19 protein-coding genes are annotated in these 17,975 nt (G+C 69.1%); 11 read left to right on the top strand and 8 right to left on the bottom strand.

The genetic code is table 11. From position 1 onward, the window contains the following. The first annotated feature begins 257 nt into the window (after positions 1 to 257). The 8 genes from Sdia_RS17330 to Sdia_RS17365 all read left to right on the top strand — a co-directional run bounded on the left by Sdia_RS17330 (position 258) and on the right by Sdia_RS17365 (position 8,629). The gene (locus tag Sdia_RS17330) at positions 258 to 854 is read left to right on the top strand and encodes an RNA polymerase sigma factor (RefSeq protein ID WP_189501100.1); all 597 of its coding nucleotides are present in this window, start codon (positions 258 to 260) and stop codon (positions 852 to 854) included. Between the two features lie 6 nt (positions 855 to 860). Beyond that, positions 861 to 1,490, top strand: a complete 630-nt coding sequence (locus Sdia_RS17335) for a hypothetical protein (protein WP_185393891.1) — start codon at positions 861 to 863, stop codon at positions 1,488 to 1,490. A gap of 884 nt (positions 1,491 to 2,374) precedes the next feature. Further along, complete coding sequence (locus Sdia_RS17340; protein ID WP_189501098.1) at positions 2,375 to 2,827, top strand: hypothetical protein; 453 nt, start codon at positions 2,375 to 2,377, stop codon at positions 2,825 to 2,827. Then, positions 2,824 to 4,986, top strand: a complete 2,163-nt coding sequence (locus Sdia_RS17345) for a type IV secretory system conjugative DNA transfer family protein (RefSeq protein ID WP_189501096.1) — start codon at positions 2,824 to 2,826, stop codon at positions 4,984 to 4,986. Before Sdia_RS17340 ends, Sdia_RS17345 begins: the two co-directional genes overlap by 4 nt. 11 nt (positions 4,987 to 4,997) lie before the next feature. Then, complete coding sequence (locus Sdia_RS17350; protein WP_229831683.1) at positions 4,998 to 5,933, top strand: replication-relaxation family protein; 936 nt, start codon at positions 4,998 to 5,000, stop codon at positions 5,931 to 5,933. A gap of 436 nt (positions 5,934 to 6,369) precedes the next feature. Next, positions 6,370 to 6,837, top strand: a complete 468-nt coding sequence (locus Sdia_RS17355; RefSeq protein ID WP_185393895.1) for a secreted protein/lipoprotein — start codon at positions 6,370 to 6,372, stop codon at positions 6,835 to 6,837. Next, positions 6,831 to 7,709, top strand: coding sequence for an ATP/GTP-binding protein (locus tag Sdia_RS30225; protein ID WP_229831682.1), 879 nt, complete (start codon positions 6,831 to 6,833; stop codon positions 7,707 to 7,709). Before Sdia_RS17355 ends, Sdia_RS30225 begins: the two co-directional genes overlap by 7 nt. 45 nt (positions 7,710 to 7,754) lie before the next feature. Continuing rightward, positions 7,755 to 8,629 (top strand): IS5 family transposase gene (locus Sdia_RS17365; protein ID WP_371272843.1). Its coding sequence is split into 2 segments (ribosomal slippage): positions 7,755 to 8,130 and positions 8,130 to 8,629, totalling 876 coding nucleotides; the frame shifts between segments, so codons are not numbered across the junction. Here the strand turns inward: Sdia_RS17365 and Sdia_RS17370 are convergent. The 3 genes from Sdia_RS17370 to Sdia_RS30765 all read right to left on the bottom strand — a co-directional run bounded on the left by Sdia_RS17370 (position 8,613) and on the right by Sdia_RS30765 (position 10,886). Then, positions 8,613 to 9,155: a pyridoxamine 5'-phosphate oxidase family protein gene (locus Sdia_RS17370; RefSeq protein ID WP_095709779.1), complete on the bottom strand. Its 543-nt coding sequence runs from the start codon at positions 9,153 to 9,155 to the stop codon at positions 8,613 to 8,615. The two genes, Sdia_RS17365 and Sdia_RS17370, sit on opposite strands and share 17 nt — an antisense overlap. 190 nt (positions 9,156 to 9,345) lie before the next feature. Next, complete coding sequence (locus Sdia_RS17375; RefSeq protein WP_191835353.1) at positions 9,346 to 10,113, bottom strand: IS5 family transposase; 768 nt, start codon at positions 10,111 to 10,113, stop codon at positions 9,346 to 9,348. Positions 10,114 to 10,286: 173 nt separating this feature from the next. After that, a complete protein-coding gene (locus Sdia_RS30765) occupies positions 10,287 to 10,886 on the bottom strand; it encodes a class I SAM-dependent methyltransferase (RefSeq protein WP_189500646.1) in 600 nt (199 codons plus the stop codon). On the opposite strand from Sdia_RS30765, the gene Sdia_RS17385 reads away from it, so the two are divergent. Beyond that, positions 10,885 to 11,655 carry a hypothetical protein gene (locus Sdia_RS17385; RefSeq protein ID WP_189500645.1) on the top strand — a complete coding sequence of 257 codons (771 nt, stop codon included), beginning with the start codon at positions 10,885 to 10,887 and terminating at the stop codon, positions 11,653 to 11,655. The two genes, Sdia_RS30765 and Sdia_RS17385, sit on opposite strands and share 2 nt — an antisense overlap. 129 nt (positions 11,656 to 11,784) lie before the next feature. Next, on the top strand, positions 11,785 to 12,369 hold the full coding sequence (locus Sdia_RS17390) for a sigma-70 family RNA polymerase sigma factor (protein WP_189500644.1): 585 nt from the start codon (positions 11,785 to 11,787) through the stop codon (positions 12,367 to 12,369). Positions 12,370 to 12,431: 62 nt separating this feature from the next. Here Sdia_RS17390 and Sdia_RS17395 read toward each other — a convergent pair whose 3' ends face one another. From Sdia_RS17395 to Sdia_RS17415, 5 genes are read right to left on the bottom strand one after another with little or no spacing between them, the layout of a single operon-like run. Then, positions 12,432 to 13,181, bottom strand: a complete 750-nt coding sequence (locus Sdia_RS17395) for a class I SAM-dependent methyltransferase (protein WP_189500643.1) — start codon at positions 13,179 to 13,181, stop codon at positions 12,432 to 12,434. Continuing rightward, on the bottom strand, positions 13,150 to 14,415 hold the full coding sequence (locus Sdia_RS17400; protein ID WP_189500642.1) for an MFS transporter: 1,266 nt from the start codon (positions 14,413 to 14,415) through the stop codon (positions 13,150 to 13,152). The genes Sdia_RS17395 and Sdia_RS17400 overlap by 32 nt, the downstream gene beginning before the upstream one ends. Further along, positions 14,408 to 15,667 (bottom strand): ATP-grasp domain-containing protein, encoded by a 1,260-nt coding sequence (locus tag Sdia_RS17405; RefSeq protein ID WP_189500641.1) that lies wholly within the window; start codon positions 15,665 to 15,667, stop codon positions 14,408 to 14,410. Before Sdia_RS17405 ends, Sdia_RS17400 begins: the two co-directional genes overlap by 8 nt. Continuing rightward, a complete protein-coding gene (locus Sdia_RS17410) occupies positions 15,664 to 16,686 on the bottom strand; it encodes a cysteine synthase family protein (protein WP_189500640.1) in 1,023 nt (340 codons plus the stop codon). The genes Sdia_RS17405 and Sdia_RS17410 overlap by 4 nt, the downstream gene beginning before the upstream one ends. Next, on the bottom strand, positions 16,683 to 17,015 hold the full coding sequence (locus Sdia_RS17415) for a hypothetical protein (RefSeq protein ID WP_189500639.1): 333 nt from the start codon (positions 17,013 to 17,015) through the stop codon (positions 16,683 to 16,685). The genes Sdia_RS17410 and Sdia_RS17415 overlap by 4 nt, the downstream gene beginning before the upstream one ends. A 115-nt stretch (positions 17,016 to 17,130) precedes the next feature. Between Sdia_RS17415 and Sdia_RS17420 the strand changes: the two genes are divergently transcribed. Beyond that, positions 17,131 to 17,886, top strand: a complete 756-nt coding sequence (locus Sdia_RS17420) for a transposase family protein (protein ID WP_189500650.1) — start codon at positions 17,131 to 17,133, stop codon at positions 17,884 to 17,886. Positions 17,887 to 17,975 lie beyond the last annotated feature (89 nt).

Here is a 17,975-nt window from a genome sequence, read left to right on the forward strand (position 1 = left end):
GCAGAACCTGACCGAATCTCGACTCCTCAGTGTTGCTCCCGGGCAACGCTGCGCAATTTTTTTCGATGCGGACTTCGTGTTTGCCCATGCTGATCCGAAATTCTGCGGTCGAGGACAAGGACGTCCTCCGGCGCCCCAGGGGGTGAGTGCGCCGTCCACAGAAGAGAAACGGAAGACGCTGGTGAAGCTGAACGACTGCTCTACGCCGTGGCACTGTGCCCCGGGCACTCTCCCGGCCAGAACCGAGGAGGCGTGAGATGACGACGGAGCCCCCCGTACCGCCGGCCTCCTACATGCTCAACTCCCTGGTCGGCATGCAGTACGACATGCCGCCGACCCTTGAGGCGTACTACGACCTCTACGCCCACTCGTACCTGAAGTACGCACACGCGGTCCTCAGGAGCAAGGACGACGCCAAGCTCGTGGTGCGCCGGCTCTTCGAGAATCTGGCGCTCAACTGGGACCGGGCCCTGCGCGCGGAGAGCGTCGAGGCCCACGTCTGGCGCCTCCTCAAGGAAGGGGTGGAGACCCACCTCGCTCTGACCGGGGTCCACCGGGAGAACGCCCGCACCACCAGCGTGCAGCAGGCCGCCCGCGTGCTCCTGGACGACGTCCGCGAGCGGATGCGCCGCTGGGACTCGCCGCTGGGCCTCTACACCGCGATAGCCGACCTGCCCGACCGGCAGTTTGACGTTGTCGTGCTGAGCTTCGTACTCGGCTATCCCGGCCCCCGCATCGCCAGCATCATGGGCATCCAGCAGGACACTGTCCGGGCTCACCGCCGCACCGCCGTCAAACGGATCGCTGCCCGCATCCGCCCGCTGCTCAAGAGCACCGACAACGAGAAGGAGTAGTCCGCCGTGCCGTACAACGTCCAGCAGGCTCTGAACACGATCGCCGTCGACGACCCCTTCACCGAGGAGGACCTCGCCGACCTCAAGCGCGAGATCATCCGCGATGTCACCGCCACCAAGATGCTCGGCCCCGCCCCCAGTCCGTACGCGCCGCACGACCAGGCCGCCGCCGTGCTCACCGAGCTGACTGCCGAGATCCTGCGCACCTCCGACACCGGCTTCCTAGGACGCCTGATCGACCACGTCGACCCCGAGGGCGCCCTGCGCTTTGGTTGCCTGCTCTCGATCGCGGACTTCACCTACAGTGCCCAGTGGTGGTGGCAGTACGCCGCCGGCGCCGGAAGCGGCACGGCAGCCCACTGCCTGCACCTGCTCCACCTCGGCCGCGGCGACCTGCGCGACGCCACCCACTGGGAGCGTCAGGCCCTCGACCTCGGCTTCGTCCCCACCTGCGCCCTCGTCCCCACACAGCGCCGACTCGCTCCCGTCACCAAGCGGTCCCGCTCCGCCCTGCGCGCGGCCGCCCAGCGCCTGGGCAAGGTCGACCTGACCGAGGCGCCCTGCGGGGCGGAGCAGGTGCACACTCCCGACCAGCGCTTGACAGAGGAACTCCCCGAGCTGGTGAGCGCGCTGTAGTGGCGGGGGTCCCCCTTCACGGTGTCACGAAGACGACCGGCAGCACGTCCTTCGGGAGCCGTGTGCAAGAAGCGCCCTAGTGGCAGGGGCCGCGGGGTGGCGGCGGGGCCGCGGATTGTCGGTGCTGCCCGGTATCGTGTGCGAGCTTCGCGAAGCACCCTTGCGTGACGGCGAGTTCGGTCTGTACACGACCGGGCCCGCCTGAAAAAGACTGTGGCCCCCTGCTCCAACAGAGGACCACTCAGTCTGCGGTTCCCAGCCTGTTCACGAGCCATCGAGACAAGGAGAAAACCATCAGTTCCGCATCTGAGGGTACGCCCCTCCCCCCTGTGCAGTCGACCGCGCCTGAGCACCTTTTGACGGGTCACGCAGCCTTGGTGCTGCTGGCCGCGCTCATGTTCGGGACCATTGTCGGCGCTCTGACCATCCTCACGCCCGCTGGGCCCGCGGCGGCCGTTCTCGCTGGTCTGGCGACTGCCGGCGCCAGCGCCCCCGTCCTCCACAAGCTGATCGGGCCCTGACCGCCGCGCGCCCCGGGCAGAAGATCGGCGGGTGGGCCTCTCAGTCCACCCGCCGTGCCGGTCGCCGACTCTCTGAGCGTTGTCGACGGCATCTCGTCGACGATTTTCACCGTTCATCTCGTTACGGACGGGGTCCCCTGCCGGAGATCGCGATGCTGGTCCGGCTGGTAGAGGCGGACGCGCCAGGTTCGAGGTGGCGCTGCGTCCGGGTGAGGTCGTTACGAGTGTCCGGCGATGCGGGCATCGACGAAACAGGTTCGGTAACGAGTGCATAACGGCCGGGTGGAGATGTCTGGCTGAAGGTCTTGCGCGTACTTGGCACTAACGAGAGGGAGTCCTCACCCAGCAAGAGGCGGTGCCGGCATGTTCGATGTGATCCACCCCCTGCTCGGCGAACTCGGAGCCGGGCTGTCCGCGGTCGTCCCCTACGCGGCCGGAGCCTCATCCGTGGTCCTGGTCAGCTGGCTGGGGTGGACAGTGCACCGCGCCCGCCGTGCCCGCGCCGCCCTCGCCGACCACGTCACGGTGGAGCTCGTTCCTACCAGCACCTTCGACCCGAGCGAAGCTGAAGTCGCCCGCTGGGCCCGCCAGCTGGGCCGAGTCCACCACGCCGCCGGCGGCGTCCCGGCCCGCGGGTCGGCAGTCCGCCTGCGGTACACCGCCGAGACCGGCAAGATGCGCTGCTACCTGGAGGGGCCCCGCACCGCGCAGGCCGTGCTGGCCATGCCCGGGTTCGCCGAAGTCGAGGTCCGCGCACAGGAGGACCGGACCAGCATCCGGCCAGTCCGCTTCCCCGCCCCGGAGGGACCCGCATGACGCTCACCGTCCCTCTGGACAAGCAGACCCCCACTCCCACCAGCCGGGCCCGGTACGTGGAGCGTGCCGAGCTCACGCTCGGCCTGCCGGACCGCAAGCCCCTCGCGGCCCTGGGTCTGGCCCCCGATCCGCTGCAGCAGCTCGCCGCGGCGTTCGCGACCGTACGCACCGAGTCCGGGGAGCGCGCCGACGTCGTCCTGGACCTGGTCCCCGTCCGTGAGCGCCGCCTCGCCCGGCGCCGCCGCCGGCTCCTCGCCCGGTCCCGGCGCCGCGGCCCCTCCGCCTACGGCGAGCGGCTCACCGGCGGCCTCGGCACCGGTGGTGTCTGGGGGACGGTCGCCGCCGCCTGGAACGGTGGCGCTTCGCACCGCGGCGGCGAGCGCCTTCCCCGCATGACGGATCTCCGGGACGGCCTGGGAAAGCTCGACCCGGCCGTCGGCGCGGTCTTCGCCGTCCAGATCCTCCTGCGCGCCGAAGCCGCGCACCCTCAGGCCGCCCTCGCGCGGATGCATCAGCTCCTGGCCGTCTTCGCCACCACCAGCGGAGAGAACTACCTCAAACCGCGGCGCCCCCGTACGACGTGGAGCATCGCGCGCTTCGACCGGCGTTTCGAGAGCGGCGAGTTCGCTCCCCGGCGCCGCCAGTGGCTGACCGTCCCGGAGCTGGCCGGCTTCCTCAAGCCGCCCACCGCGAAGTGCCACGCCTCCGGCGTGGTGCGCTCCGGTGGCCTGGTCCCGCCCGCACCGGCGGACCTGCCCATCTACACCGGGCAGCCCGACCTCGTCCCGCTCGGCGCTGTCACCTACGCGGACGGCCGCGAACGCATCGGTGCCGCCCGCGTCCAGGACCTGCTTTTCGGCCTCCAGCTCGGCAAGTCCGGCCACGGCAAGACCGAGGCCGCCCTCGTCCAGTGCATCGCCATGGCCCACTCCGGCGCTGGCACGTGGTTCCTCGACCCGCACGGCGAGGCCTGGGCCCGTGCTAAGCCGTACCTGGCCCACCCCCACATCGCCCCCCGTCTGTGGGAGATCGACCTGGCGAAGTCCGCCCCCGACCAGCTCGTGGCCTCATGGAACCCGCTCTCGATGGAGCGCCCCACCAGCGCCGTCAAGGACATCGTCCGCTCCGTCACCGAGGGCATCGCGGCCGCCCAGGACTGGGGCGACCACGCGCCGCGCGCACGCACCATCTTGGCCCGCACCACCCAGGCCCTCGCCCTCCTCAACCAGCAGGCGGTGCAGGGTGGGGCTCCGGACGCCCAGGCGACGCTCTTCCAGATCCGCAGCTGGCTCACCGACGAGAACTGGCGCGAGCAGCTGCTGCCCCGGCTGCCGGGGCGCGTTCGCGCCTACTGGACGAACACTTTCCCCCGGCTCGCCTCCGACGCCGTGCCGACCGTCACCTACGCCATCGACCGCCTCGACACCTCGCCCGCACTCCAGGCGTTCTTCGGCAGCCCCCGCTCCGCCTACGACGTCCGCACCGCCATGGACAGCGGCCACGTGGTGTTCGTCTGCCCCTCGGGCTCCGAAGCCGACGCGCTGGTCTCCTGCCTCCTCATCCACGATCTGCACCGCGCCGGCCTCTCCCGCCAGGACACCCCCCGCCCAGGCCGCCGGACTTTCTGGGCCTGGGGCGACGAGCTGACCGCGCTCGACTCCTCCTCCAAGGGCTTCCTCGCCGCCATCGCCGAGCAGCTACGTAAGTACGAGGTGCGGTTCATCGGCATGACGCAGATGGCGCTGCGCCTGTCCGCCATCACCCGACAGGCCCTCCTGCAGAACCAGAGCCTGCTGTCGACCTGCGCGGCCGACTACGACGAGGCGGCCTTCGTCGCCCGCCGCTGGAACGGTCATGTCACCCCCGAGACCGTCACCGAGCTACCCAAGTACCACTACGTCATGTCGATCAACCTCAACGGACGCCCCACCAAGCCGTTCCGCGTCCGGGGCCTGCCCGTCGAGGACCTCTTCGCCCATTACGACAACCCCGACGGCATCGCCGACCTCGACCGGGCCATCGACACCAACCTCCTGCGCCGCCCCGTCGCCGACATCCTCACCAGCCTCGAGGATCTCGACGCCACCCTCCTCGCCCATCACGCCCAGCGCACCCCTGGCTCGGGCACCGACGGCGACCCCACCACCTTCGTCGACTGAGGAGCAGCCCGATGCCCTACCCGCACTCCGGCCCCACCGGCCTCGGCCAGGTCGCCCAGCAGGCCGCGCAGGTCCTCTACCAGCACCGCCTGGTCTCCACCCGCCAGCTCCACCGGCTGATCACCCCGCACCACACTCGCAGCGAGTACCTGCGCCGTCAGCTCCACACGTTGCGCGAGGCCGGGCTCGCCGAGACCGTCGGCCGACGCCGCTCCGGGCAGACCGATCTGCTGTGGTGGCTCACCGAGAAGGGGGCCACCGCGGTCGAGTCAGCCGGTCTCCTTCCGCAGCGCCCCTACCGGATGAGCCCCGAAGCAGCCCTCGGCCCGCTCCAGGACCACACCCTCGCGACGGTCGAAACTGGCCTCGCGATGGTCGAGTGGGCCCGGCACCTGGGCCACGAATGCGGGCCCCTCGACTGGTCCCCGGAAACCGCCCACCACTACCGCGACGAAGCCCGCCCCGGCGAGGACCTCGCCCTCATCCCCGACGCCGTCCTCAACTACGTCCACACCGACGCCGAACAGCGCACCCGCACCCTGCTGACCTACTTCGTCGAGGTAGACCGGACCCAGATGACCATCGCCCGCCTCGCCCAGAAGCTTCACGCCTACGCCGCCTACCGCACCTACACCCCACCCAGCCCGGCCCGCGCGGCGCCCGCACCCCACGCCGTCCGCACACGGAGGCGTGGCGCTCCCGGTACCCGGCGTTCCCCCGGCTCCTCATCGTCCTCACCGGCGCCGCCGAGTCCCGCCTCGACCGCCGGGCGGCGGACCTGCGCAGCCTCGCCGCAAGCGACCCCGCCCTCCAGCACACCGACCTGCGGGCCGGCATCACCACCCTCACCAAACTCCAGGACCTCGGCCCGGCGGCGCCGATCTTCCTCCCTGCTCTGGGACCGGCAGAGCCGTGCGACGCCTGGCTCCGGCCTCCCGCCGCCGTAGCGGCCTGAGGGCGCCGCCGCTCACTCGGTCTCCGATGGTGTCCGAGTGGGGAGAGCGGGCGTTGTACCGGCGGGATACGCAGACCGCCTCGGCATCAGAATCGGTTGACGCTCGGTCAGCCTGGAGCCGCCATAATGTTCGCATACGTTCCAATTTGCCGTAGACCCCTGTCAGTTCATGTTCGGTACGGACTGGGATCATGGCGAAACTTTGCGTAATGTGTGGGCGTCGATACGCCCGCCTTGCCGCAGGAAGGCCGGTATCCCTTCCTTGCTCAGCAAGAAGCGAGACGCGAATCACAACAGGGGAGAACTGCGAAATGACAAAGCCTCGCCGTCTGGCCGTAGGTACCTTCCTCATCCCAGCTCTGCTGGTTTCCGCCGCTGCCTGCGGGGGCGATGAGACCGACGCCAGCCCTGGCGCCACAACACCCTCCGTGTCAAAGGATCCGGCGTCGAGCGCCCCTTCCCTCGCCGAGCCGGAAAAGGGTGGAGAAGCCGAGGCCATGGCCGCGTACCGCGCGCACTGGCAGGAGGTCGAGAAGGCCTATGCCAAGAACTCTATCGAGGGCACGGACATTAAGAAGACCTCGGTCGGTCCGGCCCGTCTGGCAATCGAGAAGTCGGTAAAGAGCGCTCGCGAGAATGGCCAAGCTGTGAAGGGACGCCCAGGGCTGTCGAATCTGACCGTCACAAAGGCAGACCTAAATCGCGACGTACCGAAAGTGCACCTCTCCAGCTGCCTGGACGTGTCCGAGTGGGTCATCTACAACAAATCCACCGGCGAGCCCGTCCCTCAGCCCAGTGACCGGCTGACCAAGTACACGGTCACCTCCCTCCTGGAGAAGTGGCCGGACGGATGGGTCGTCACCAAGGATGAGCCGCACCAGGACACTCAGTGCTGAGGCGCGGATTCACGATCGCTACCACCGCCCTCGCCCTGTCCACGGCCATGACCCACACCGCCGCGGCAGACGGCGGGAAGGGCAACGCCGAATCGTGCGAGACGGTCTTCATCTGCGTGGACGTGGGAACCCGGGGAAAGCCGGGCAGCGGGGGAGGCGGCTCAGGTCCGGCCCCGGACAAGGGCAGCGGTACCGGCGAGAAGGCTGCCGACAAGGAGCCGCCCGGATGCGTGTACCAGCGCATGGAGCCTCAGCCCCCGGCAGACAGCTGGATGTGGGGCGGCGACAAGCCCGGGGACGGCGCGATCTACGAGGCGGTCTGCCAAGGGGAGCGCGACGAGGAGGAGTTCGCCATGACCATCTGGTTGGCCGATCCTCCGGAAGCCACCGTGAACCCGGCCGTTCTCGCCCGGGAAGCGGTCGACAAGATGCTGCTGCGGGGCCCCGAGATCGGAATCACGCCCAAGCCCGGCGGCAAGGGTGTCGTAGGTATGCCCGTCTACCTGTGGACCGAACGAGGGGCGGAGACCTATGGGCCGAACACCGCCAGTGCCTCCGCCGGCGGCATCACCGTCACCGCCACGGCGAAGGTGGCGAAGATCGACTGGCAGATGGGCGACGGGACCACCGTCACCTGCACCACGCCCGGCACCCCCTACAAGGCGGAGTACGGGAAGAAGCCGTCGCCGGACTGCGGCCACCGCTACACCAAGCCGTCCTCCACCACAGCCTCGGGCGACTACCACGTCACCGCCACCTCCACCTGGGACATCGACTGGCAGGTCAACGGGGGCGGCGTGTCCGGCGAAATGACCGAGATCCGCGACAGCGCCGTCGACATCACCGTCGCCGAGGTCCAGGTCCTCAACTAGGGGGTGTATCGAAAGTGGATCTTGGGCGTGAGATGATCTTGGGTTGTGGCGCGTGGAGATCTGACGGACGCGCAGTGGGCGGTGCTGGAGCCGCTGCTGCCGAAGGGCAAGAAACTTGGCCGGCCGCCGATATGGACCCGGCGGCAGCTGATCGACGGCATACGGTGGCGGACCCGGACCGGGACGCCGTGGCGGGATATCCCGGATAGCTACGGGCCCTGGGGCCGGGTGTACGACCTGTTCCGCCGCTGGCAGCGGGACGGCACCTGGCAGAGCATCTTCACCGAGTTGCAAGCCCAGGCCGACGCCAAGGGCCTGATCACCTGGGACCTCAACGTCGACTCCACTGTCTGCCGGGCCCATCAGCACGCCGCCGGAGCGAGGAAAAGGGGGACGTGCAAAAGGAACCGCCGGGCGGCATCGCCACCGAGCCGGACGACCACGGCCTCGGACGCTCGCGCGGCGGCCTGACCACCAAGCTCCACCTGGCCACCGAGCAAGGGCAGAAGCCCATGTCGGTCGTGGTCACGGCCGGGCAGCGCGGGGACTCCCCACAGTTCGAGCCCGTCCTGGAGAAGGTTCGCGTACCCCGCGTCGGGCCGGGCAGGCCCCGCACCCGGCCCGAGCGCGTGCGCGCCGACAAGGCGTACGCCTCCCGGAAGAATCGCGCCTACCTGCGTCGGCGCGGGATCCGCTGCACCATCCCGGACAAGGCCGACCAGGCCCGCAATCGGAAGAATCTCGGCTCGAAAGGCGGCAGGCCACCGAAGTTCGACCCGGAGGACTACAAGGCCCGCCACGCGGTCGAGTGCGGCATCAATCGCCTCAAGCGGCACCGCGCCGTAGCCACGAGGTACGACAAGCTCGCCGTCCGCTACGAGGCGACCGTCCTCGTGGCAGCCATCAACGAGTGGCTGTGACCGACGCATTCGGTCCAAGCCGTTGGGTGCCCTCGAGCGGCGGCTCAGCGCCGTTGCCTCGACGGATGGTACGCAGGGATGCGCCGGGACGCCACACCCGCATGACCAGCTCATCGTTGTCGACTCCCGTGTGCACGATCTCCGCCAGCTCGGCACGGAAGAGGTGAAACGACTGCGGCGGGTGAACGTTGTCCGCGTACCGCGCCAGCGCCTCGGCGTCGGTGACCTCGACCGCCCGACCGCTGACCCGTACGTCCCCGCTCGTCATCCCGGCGTCCGGACCCGGGTTGGCATGGACGGCGAAGCGCGGGTCGCGGCGCAGGTCAAGGGCCTTGCGGGAGTTCGGCATCATGCCGAGCCACAGCTCGCCGGAGCGGATGTCCACCTCAAGGCCGGTGACCCGGGGGCTGCCGTCCGCGCGCAAAGTCGCGAGGACGTGGTGTTTGTACTGCGCGAACCGCTTCCGCACGGCCTCGGCGAACTCCGCTTCGGCCGCCTCAAACTCCGCCCAACTGGATGTCTGCATCTCCATGGCAACCATCAAAGCGCGGATACCCGACATCTTCTGACCGGTTTAATCCACACCGGCACGGCCGCTGCCCGGCAGGACCCCGACGTCTAGATCCACTTTCGATACACGCCCTAAGCCCAGAAATCTTGCCACTTCAGCAAGGTCCCCGTTCAGCGCGCGCTCGCCAGGCATTGAGCCTTTTCCATCATCGGCCTGAGCTGGCCAGATGCAGGGTCAGGACGGCTTGGATGAGGGCGGTGATCCGGGTGGTGGAGCATCGGAGCTTCCGCAGGAGCCGCCAGGACTTGAGGGTGGCCATGGCGTGCTCGACGAGGGCACGGATCTTCGCGTGGGACCGGTTGACCGCCTGCTGGCCGGTGGAAAGGCTGTTCCAGCGCCCCCAGTACGGGGTGCGGACGGTGCCGCCGGCGCCGCGGTAGCCCTTGTCCGCCCAGCAGGTGACGTCGGCTTGGGCGAGGGCGTCGACGATGCCGTGTTCGCGGGCCGCGCGGATGTCGTGGACGGCCCCTGGCAGGGCCGCTGAGGCCCACAGCAGTCGGCCGAAGGGATCGGCGAGGACCTGCACGTTCATCCCGTGCTTCTTGTGTTTGCCCGAGTAGAAGGGGCGGTCGGCCGCGATGCGGTCGATCGGCAGAAGTGTGCCGTCGAGCAGGACGAACGCCTTCGTCGAAGCGGTGCGGACGGCGTCGGCCAGGGTGGGCGCGAGGTCGGCCAGGAGGTCCACGGCCTCGGTGACGTAGCGGTAGGCGGTCGTGGTCCCGACGCCGAAGCCGGCGGCCAGCTGGGCGTAGGTGTGTCCCACCCGCAGGTGAGCGAGCGCGAGAAGGGCCTGCCGGCCCGCGCCCAGCCGCCGCCACCGGGAGCCGATCGCACGATGGTGCGCCCGCAGTTGCCGTGCGAGGAAGCGCAGGGTGGAACTGGACACGTCGATGCCGGACGAGTAGACAAGCATGTGAAGCCTCTGGTGGAGACGGTTCTCTTGGTCGAAAACCCATCTACCAGGGGCTTCGCCTCGCTGTCAGGCCAACTGCTCAATCCGCACGGCAGGTTGGAAAAGGCTCATTGTGCCGGCGTGGAGCGGGTTGGTGTTCAGAGAGTCAGCCCCCCACGGGTGTCGTTTGGCGATCAGCGTGGCGTCGTCGACCTGTACCGAGGTGCCCTCACGTTGACTCGTTCGACGGCGGTTCTCGGCGGCAAGGACCTCGAAGTTAGGTGGCAGTGCGCCGGCCACTTCCTCGGCCCCCCCCACATGGCCGCACGAAGCTCGCGGCTGAGATGCGCTGTCTCAGCTAAAGGCGCATGGCCCACGACGAGGAGGACTCCGCCGGGCCTGACCTTCGCGGCAAGACGCTCGACCACCTCGGTGATCTGGCCCTCGGGTGGGTGCAGGTAGTGGGTAGTGACGAGATCGAAGTCGTCGGATGAGCCGAGGGATTGACGTGCGTCGGCGCGGACCCAGGTGATGCGTTGACTGACACCAGCAGCGGTAGCGCTGCGTGCTGCCCGCTCCAGGCCCGCCTGAGCGAAGTCGACGGCCGTGACGCTCCACCCCTGCTCGTCCAGCCAGATGACATCCCCGCCCTCACCGCACCCGACGTCGAGAGCCTTGCTGGGCGTCAGGAGTAGAGGCCGACCGCCTCGCAGAGCTGAAGCCTTCGCCAGGCAGTGGATGAAGCTACCCCGGCCGGCGCCAGAGTTCGGATAGATGTCAAGATGCGGTGCCATGACGGTCGGATGGAGCCTGCGCACCTTGAGGGCCGCGTTGTTCGCGGTCGTGTGCGTGGTGCCCGCGGCCGTCGGGCACGTGCTGATGTCCGACGACAGCTTGCCCTTGTGGGTGCTGGCCTCGGCGCTCGCGTGTGCGATGGCGCTCGGCTGGGCGTGTTCGGCCCGGGAGCGGCGGCAGTCGGCCGTGGTCGTCCTCACCACGGTCACACAGGCTGTCCTGCACACGGCCTTCACCCTGTCCCAGACCTCCAGCGGACCCGCTCCGCGACCACGGGGGGAGACCGAGCTCGCCCGTCGGTGGGTCGACTACCTGGTGTGCGGTCCCGGCCATGACGTGAACGCCGTCGCTCGTGTCTATGACGTCGCGGCTGACGCCGGACTGGTCGACGGGGCCCCGCTGCCTCGCCTCGACGGCGGGGCGACAGCCATCGCCGCGTTGCAGCACGCCGGCCACGGCGCGGCGGGTGCCCACGACATGGGCGCCATGACGGGAACGGCTTCCTGGGGCATGCTCTCCGCCCACCTCGTGGCGGCACTTCTGTGCGGGCTCTGGCTCGCCCAGGGGGAACGAGCGGTCTTCCGTATCGTGCGGGCCGCCGCGGAGCGGATGGTCATTCCGTTCGCTCTGCTACTGGCTTGCCCCTCGACCGCCTGGTGGGTTCCGCCACGCAGTCCTTCCCAGTTCACCTGTCCTCGCCCGCGGATCAGGTTGCTGGTCCATGTTCTGGTCACTCGGGGCCCTCCTGCGGAGGTCGCTGTCCTCTGACAGCGGTACGGTCCCGGATCGCGCTGCCGTGCGGTCCGGCACACCCCTGTGCGCGCACAGGGTTCACCTCCGCAAGGCGAGGGTGTGTTGATCCCCCCTCGCCACGGTTTTCCGGAAGGACATCCGACGATGCCCCCTGCCCTGATTCGCAGAACGCCTGACGAGGTTGTCACCGCCTGGGCCCTTGCCGCGGCGCGCGGCGACGGCGAGGCCGTGGAGCGATTGATCCGCGCGCTCCAGAACGACGTACGCCGGTATGTAGCTCACCTGGCCGACGACTACCAGGCCGCTGACGATCTGACCCAGGAGACGTTTCTCCGCGCGGTCACCGCTCTGCACCGGTTCGAGGGACGAGGCTCGGCCCGTGCCTGGGTCCTTGCCATCGCACGCCGCACCGTGATCGACAGTCTCCGCCGCACAGCCGTCCGGCCGAGGCTGGCGGACACCGACAACTGGGAAACGGCGGCGGAACGCGCTCAGCCGATGGACCTGCCCGGCTTCGACGAAGGGGTCGCCCTGCGCGAGCTGGTCGCAGCCCTTCCCCGGGAGCGCCGCGAGGCGTTCGTCATGACGCAGGTGCTCGACCTGTCCTACGCAGAGGTCGCCGAGATGGCTGACTGCCCTGTCGGCACCGTGCGCTCCCGGGTCTCCCGCGCCCGCGCCAACCTGGCGAGGCTGCTGGAAGAAGAGGCACCGGTACCCATGGCGGTCTGAGCTGACAGATCGGCCAGGGGAGACCGTGCGGGTACCCCGGAGGGGGTACCCGCACGATTCTCTCAGGCCGTCCGACGCGCCCGGAGAATGAGACGCTCGGCCTTCTCGTCATAGGGTCGGCCGTCGAACCCGCCGAAGATCTCTATAGAGGTGAAGCCCGCCTCCGCCGCCATCTCGCGGAGTTCCACGGCACTGTAGACGAACCACACCAAGGCCGCCCGCGTGACCTGGTCGCCGCGGACGAGCACCCAGTCGCTTCGCAGCCGGGCCCAGTCGTCCAGCACCGTGTCCGTCTGCACCATGAGGTCCTCGCCGCTGCGGACGACCTTGGGCGGCGTGACCTTCCGGGCCAGCAGTTCCTTCCCGGCGAGGTCCAGTACGAGCGTGCCGCCGGGCACGAGGCTCTCCCGAAGGGTGCGCAGTACCTGCGCGTTGTCGGCCGGGTCCTCGAAGTACCCGAAGGAGGTGAAGAGGTTGAGAGCGACGTCGAAGCCCTTCTCCGGCGTGTATGTCCGCGCGTCCTCCCGGTGGTAGGTCACCTCGGCGCCGGTCTCCGCGGCTCGTGCGCGCGCCCGGTCGATCATGGCCGGGCTCAGGTCGACTCCGGTCACGTCGTAGCCCCGCCGGGCCAGCGGTTCGGCGAAGACGCCGGGGCCGCAGCACATGTCGAGCACTCGCACGCCTTCCGGGAACCGCAGCAACGGGGAGTTGTCGAGCAGTTCCTCGGCCTGTGCGTAGCGTTGCCCGGAGAAGAGGAAGTCGTGGAACTCCGTCCAGAAGTCATCGTCCTGGAACCCGCCGGTTCGTGTCATCGGTCGTCATTGCTCCTTTGCTCATGTCGTACGGAGGGCGCCGCCGCACGCGGGGACGGCGGAGGAGGAGAAGGGGAGGAAGGAGGAGACATTGCCCCGCGGCGAGGAGCCAGAACCATCCGGTGTCACCGAGGCCTTGCCCCAGGCCGTAGAGCTGTCCGCCGAGAACACCGCTCGCGCACGCACCGAGGCCGGCGGCCAGTCGTTGCTGGCCGAAGACCACGGCGTCGGAGCGAGGGCTGCGGCGCAGGGCCTCCAGGTCGTTCTTGAGGAACAGCACGATGTCGCCGAGCGTGATGAGAGCGCCGCCTGCCAGCAGCGCCCAGGTGGTGCCGATGGCGAGCGTCGCAAGCCCGGCGGCGAGCCCGGCGAAGCCGACCGCCAGAGCGAGGGGGTAGGGCATGCGTCGGATCAGGCCGGAGGCCGGCGGCTGCACCACGATGACGAGGACGAAGCAGAGCAGCAGGACCAGACTGTAGAACTGGCTGGAGGTGCGTTCCACCGCGTACACGGCCAGGTAGTGCTGGAAGTGGAAGTAGAGGTAGAAGGCAAGGGCGTTGGCGGCGAAGGGCAGGCCTGCGATCCCCGTGAGAAGTCCGCCTGTTCCGTGGACGGTGGGGCCGGTCTCCCCGGCCGCCTCGGTGGGCAGACGAGCATGGCCGACCGTGACCATGACGAACAGCCCGGTGACGGAGAGGAAGAGCCAGCCGGGGGAGGAGAGGACGAAAGGACCGGCGATCAGCGGGCCGACGGCCATGCCGGCGTTGAGCGCGGCGTTGCCCGCCGACAGGAAAGCCGGGCGGCGTTCCTCGTCCACCCCGTTCACGAGGTAGGCCTTGTTGGCCGGAAGGTAGAGCGCCGCACCGCAGCAGGTGAGAAGGAGGGCGCCCATCGCGAGGGGCGGCCACCGCAGGGCGAGGAGCAGACCGATGAAGCCGGCTGTGCGGATCACCAGTGCCCAGACCATCGTGCGGCGCAGCCCGACGCGTTCGGCCATCGCTCCGCCGACCACCCCTCCCGAGAACTGCACCAGGGAGGCGACCGCGAGGATCACCCCGACCGTCCCCAGTCCCATGTCCAGTCGCTCGTGCAGGAAGACGGACATGAACGGAAGCACCATGAAACTTCCGAGAGGGATGAGGAAGGAGCTGAAGAGGAGGAAGCGCAGTGGTCCGCTCAGCGTGGCGAGTGTCTGTCGCAGGCCTGGTGGCCGGTGCGTCTGTTCGTCAGGCACCTGACACCTCGGGAGCGCCCCGGACGGCGCCGGGCGCTGCCTCGGTGACGACCCGGACGCCGTTCGCCGCCGCGACCGCGTGGTGCGTGGCGAGTTCGGCTGTCTCTCCCTCGGCGTAGACGATGCCCGCGTACCCCCTGCTGTCGTCCAGGTGCTCGATGAGGGTGCCCATCCGCTTCGTCGGGTACCAGGCGGGACGGCCGGGCAGCGTCGGTAGCCTGTCCAGGCCCGCCACCCCGGTGAGGATTCCTGGAGCGGCCGGATAGCCGAGAACGAAGGCCACGGCTGGCCCGCCTGGGAGTTCGGCGTCGATGAGGCCGGGACGCCGGCCCAGAGCCGTCTCCAGCACCGCTTCGTAGACGTTGGTTCCGAGGGCCGTGCACATGCCCTCACCAACGAGCGCTCCGCCGATCCTCGGGTTGATCTCGATCACCTCCGGACCGTCCGAGGTCAACGCGAACTCGGTGTGCGAGAACCGGTCGGTGTACCCCACGGCCCGGAGGACCTGCACTATCCACCGTTCCAGTTCCTCCTGGCGCCGCGACGGGAAGCGCACCGGGAATGACGTGATCTCCTCCCGGAAGTACGGTTCCGCGGACATGACTCGACTGGAGACGCCGAGCAGCCGAGTGTGTCCTTCCCACGTCAGTGTCTCGGCGCTGTAGACCGGCCCGGTGAAGAACGGTTCGGCGAAGAGCTGCCCCATGAGGCTGCGCCCGGTGGCCTCGTGCAGTGCCGTCGTCAACTCGGCCTCGTCCCGTACGAGCCAGACGTTCTGGCTGCCGGTCCCGGCCGTGTCCTTGAGGACCGCCAGCAGGCCGACCTCCTTGAGGACGAGCTGGGCGGCGTCCGGTGCTCCCAGGAAGCCCTCCAGAGCCCGGCCTCGGGACAGCCCGGCTTTCTGGAGGCGGTTGCGGACGGAGGGCTTGTCCCGGGTGAGGCGAAGTACCGAGGGGTCGAGTCCGGGCAGGCGGAAACGTGCGGCGAGTTCCGAGCCGACCAGCATCCAGGTGGCCGTGGAGCTGACCAGACCTCTCAGATCCGGCACGGCCCTCATGACCTCGGCCACCCGGTCCACGTCGAAGGTGTCGGCCTCGACCACGTCGAGCGCCCCCGGAGGGAGTCGGTCGAGTTCGTAGGCGTAGTAGGAGGGGTCCCGCGTCACCAGGACGAGACGCTCGTCCAGCAGATCGGCCGCGCTGACCAGGCGTCCGAGGCCGAAGGTGAGCAGTTCCAGGCAGACGATGCTCATGCCGCCTCCGTCCGGTGCGCAGCACTGGCCTGCGAACGGTTCCAGGCCATGACCGACCAGGGCATGGTCATGGCCGCGGGCGTCGCGACCTCGGCCGGCTTGAGGGAGGCGATGTCGAGTGCCTCGGCGTGCCGGGCGTAGACGCGTTCCACGTACCGGTGGCCGGTGTCCGCGCCGATGACCACGTGGACGCGGTCGGGCCGATGGCGGCTCTCGTGTGTGGCCGCGAGGTAGCTCGCCCCGGTGGACAGCCCGGCGAAGACCGCGTGCTCCTTCAGCAGGGCGACGGCGCCGGACATGGCGTGGGTGAAGTTCATCCAGTGCACGGTGTCGTAGAGGTGATGCCGGACGTTGTCGAACGGGATGGCGGAGCCGATGCCCGCGATGATGGCTTCCGGGTCGTGGTGGTCCTGGCTGCCGAAGGTGACGCTGCCGAAGGGTTGGACGCCCACCACCCGGACTCGCGAGTCCTGGGTGCGGAGCCGCTCGGCCAGCCCGCCGGTCGACGCGCCCGAGCCGACGCCGCCGACGAGGGTGAGCGGGCGCCCCGGAAGTTCTTCCGCTATGCGGTCGGCGACCTCCTGGTATCCGAGGTAGTGGATGGCGTCGTGGTACTGGCGCATCCAATGGCGGTCGGGGTGGCGGTCCAGGATCTCCTTCACCCGTCGTACGCGCAGTTCCTGGTCGAGCTTGAGATCGCTGGAAGGGCGTACCTGCTCCACCTCCGCGCCGAGTACCTCCAGTTGAGCCAAAGTCGTCGCGTCGACCGTGGTGGAGGCCACGATGCGACACCGCATCCCGTAGCGGTGGCAGGCGAGGGCCAGCGCGTAGGCGTAGATGCCGCTGGAGCTGTCCATCAGGGTCTGTCCGGGCCGGACCACACCCTCGTCCAGCAGGTGACGCACGGCTCCCAGGGCGGAGTAGATCTTCATCGACTCGAATCGGAGCAGTACGAGTCCGTGGTCGAGGCGCACCAGGTCCGGCGCCTTCAGGGCGTCGGCGACATGGGGGTGGATCACCTGAATCCTCCTTGGGCGAAAGAGCACTGATGGCCCAGCGACGCGAAGAACGCCGTCAGGTCCGAGCGGGTGCGGCCGGAGAAGGGGCGGCAGAAGAGGTATCCGACCAGGCAGCCGGTGTGGGCGACGAAGACGCCGTCGGCTCCGAAACGTCCCTGGTGAGCGAGGACCGTTTCGAAGGTCTCTTTGGGCAGTACCTCTTGGGAGAGCGCCGCGCTCTGCGTCGAGGCGCGGGCGACGGCCACGGGGTCGCGAGCGGAGAAGCCGTCGAGCAGACCGGTGAGAGCCTGTCCGTACGCGTCCGGCCTTCGGCGGTAGAACTGCTGCAATGAGCCCTTTCCAACCTGACGATGTGGGCCGGTGGTTGGCGGGTTATGCGAAGCGGTGAAGCTCCTGGTAGACGGGTTCACGACCAAGATCACCCGTGCCGACCAGGAGCTTCGCGTGCTTGTCTACCCATCGGCGATCGACCTGTCCAGTGACCATCTGCGCCACCTCGCCGGACGCCTGGCTGCGCGCCGTCGTGAGATCGGCACCCGGTGGCGGCGCATCACGCCGGGCCGCCAGGCCCTTCTGGTTCTGGCGCATCTGCGCTGCGGTGACACCTACGCCCAGCTTGCCGCCGGGTTCGGCATCGGGGTCGCAACGGTTTACCGCTATGTCCGCGAGGCGATAGAAGTCCTGGCCACGCTCGCTCCCAGCCTGGCCCAGGTCATGCGGACCGCGAGCCGCCTGGCCTTTGTGATCCTCGACGGCACCCTGCTGCCGATCGACCGAATCGCCGCCGACACCCGGTACTACTCCGGCAAACACAAACGTCACGGCATGAACGTCCAGGTTCTCACCGACCCGTTCGGCCGCCTGCTGTGGGCTTCGCCCGCGCTGCCCGGCTCCACCCACGACCTGACTGCGGCCCGCACTCACGGGATCATCGAAGCTCTCGCCGCTGCCGAACTCAAGTGCTGGGCGGACAAGGCATACCAAGGTGCCGGCTGCCCGGTCCGGGTGCCCTTCCGTGGCCGTCGCCTCAAGCGGTGGCAGCGCCGGCACAACAGCACGCACGCCAAGATCCGCTGCCTCGGCGAGCAGGCCATGGCCACCCTGAAGGGCTGGCGACTGCTACGGAAGCTCCGCTGCAGCACGAACCGGATCACCGACGTGGTGAAGGCCGTTCTCGTCCTGCACCACGCGACAGCGTGAGGTGGGAAAACCCTCAATGTCCTCGTGACCGCTTCGGTGTCCACCACGCCCGGCTCAGTGATGTACGCGGTGTGGAAACGCAGTGCGGT

It is taken from the genome of Streptomyces diastaticus subsp. diastaticus, assembly GCF_011170125.1.
GTDB classification, from domain to species: domain Bacteria; phylum Actinomycetota; class Actinomycetes; order Streptomycetales; family Streptomycetaceae; genus Streptomyces; species Streptomyces diastaticus.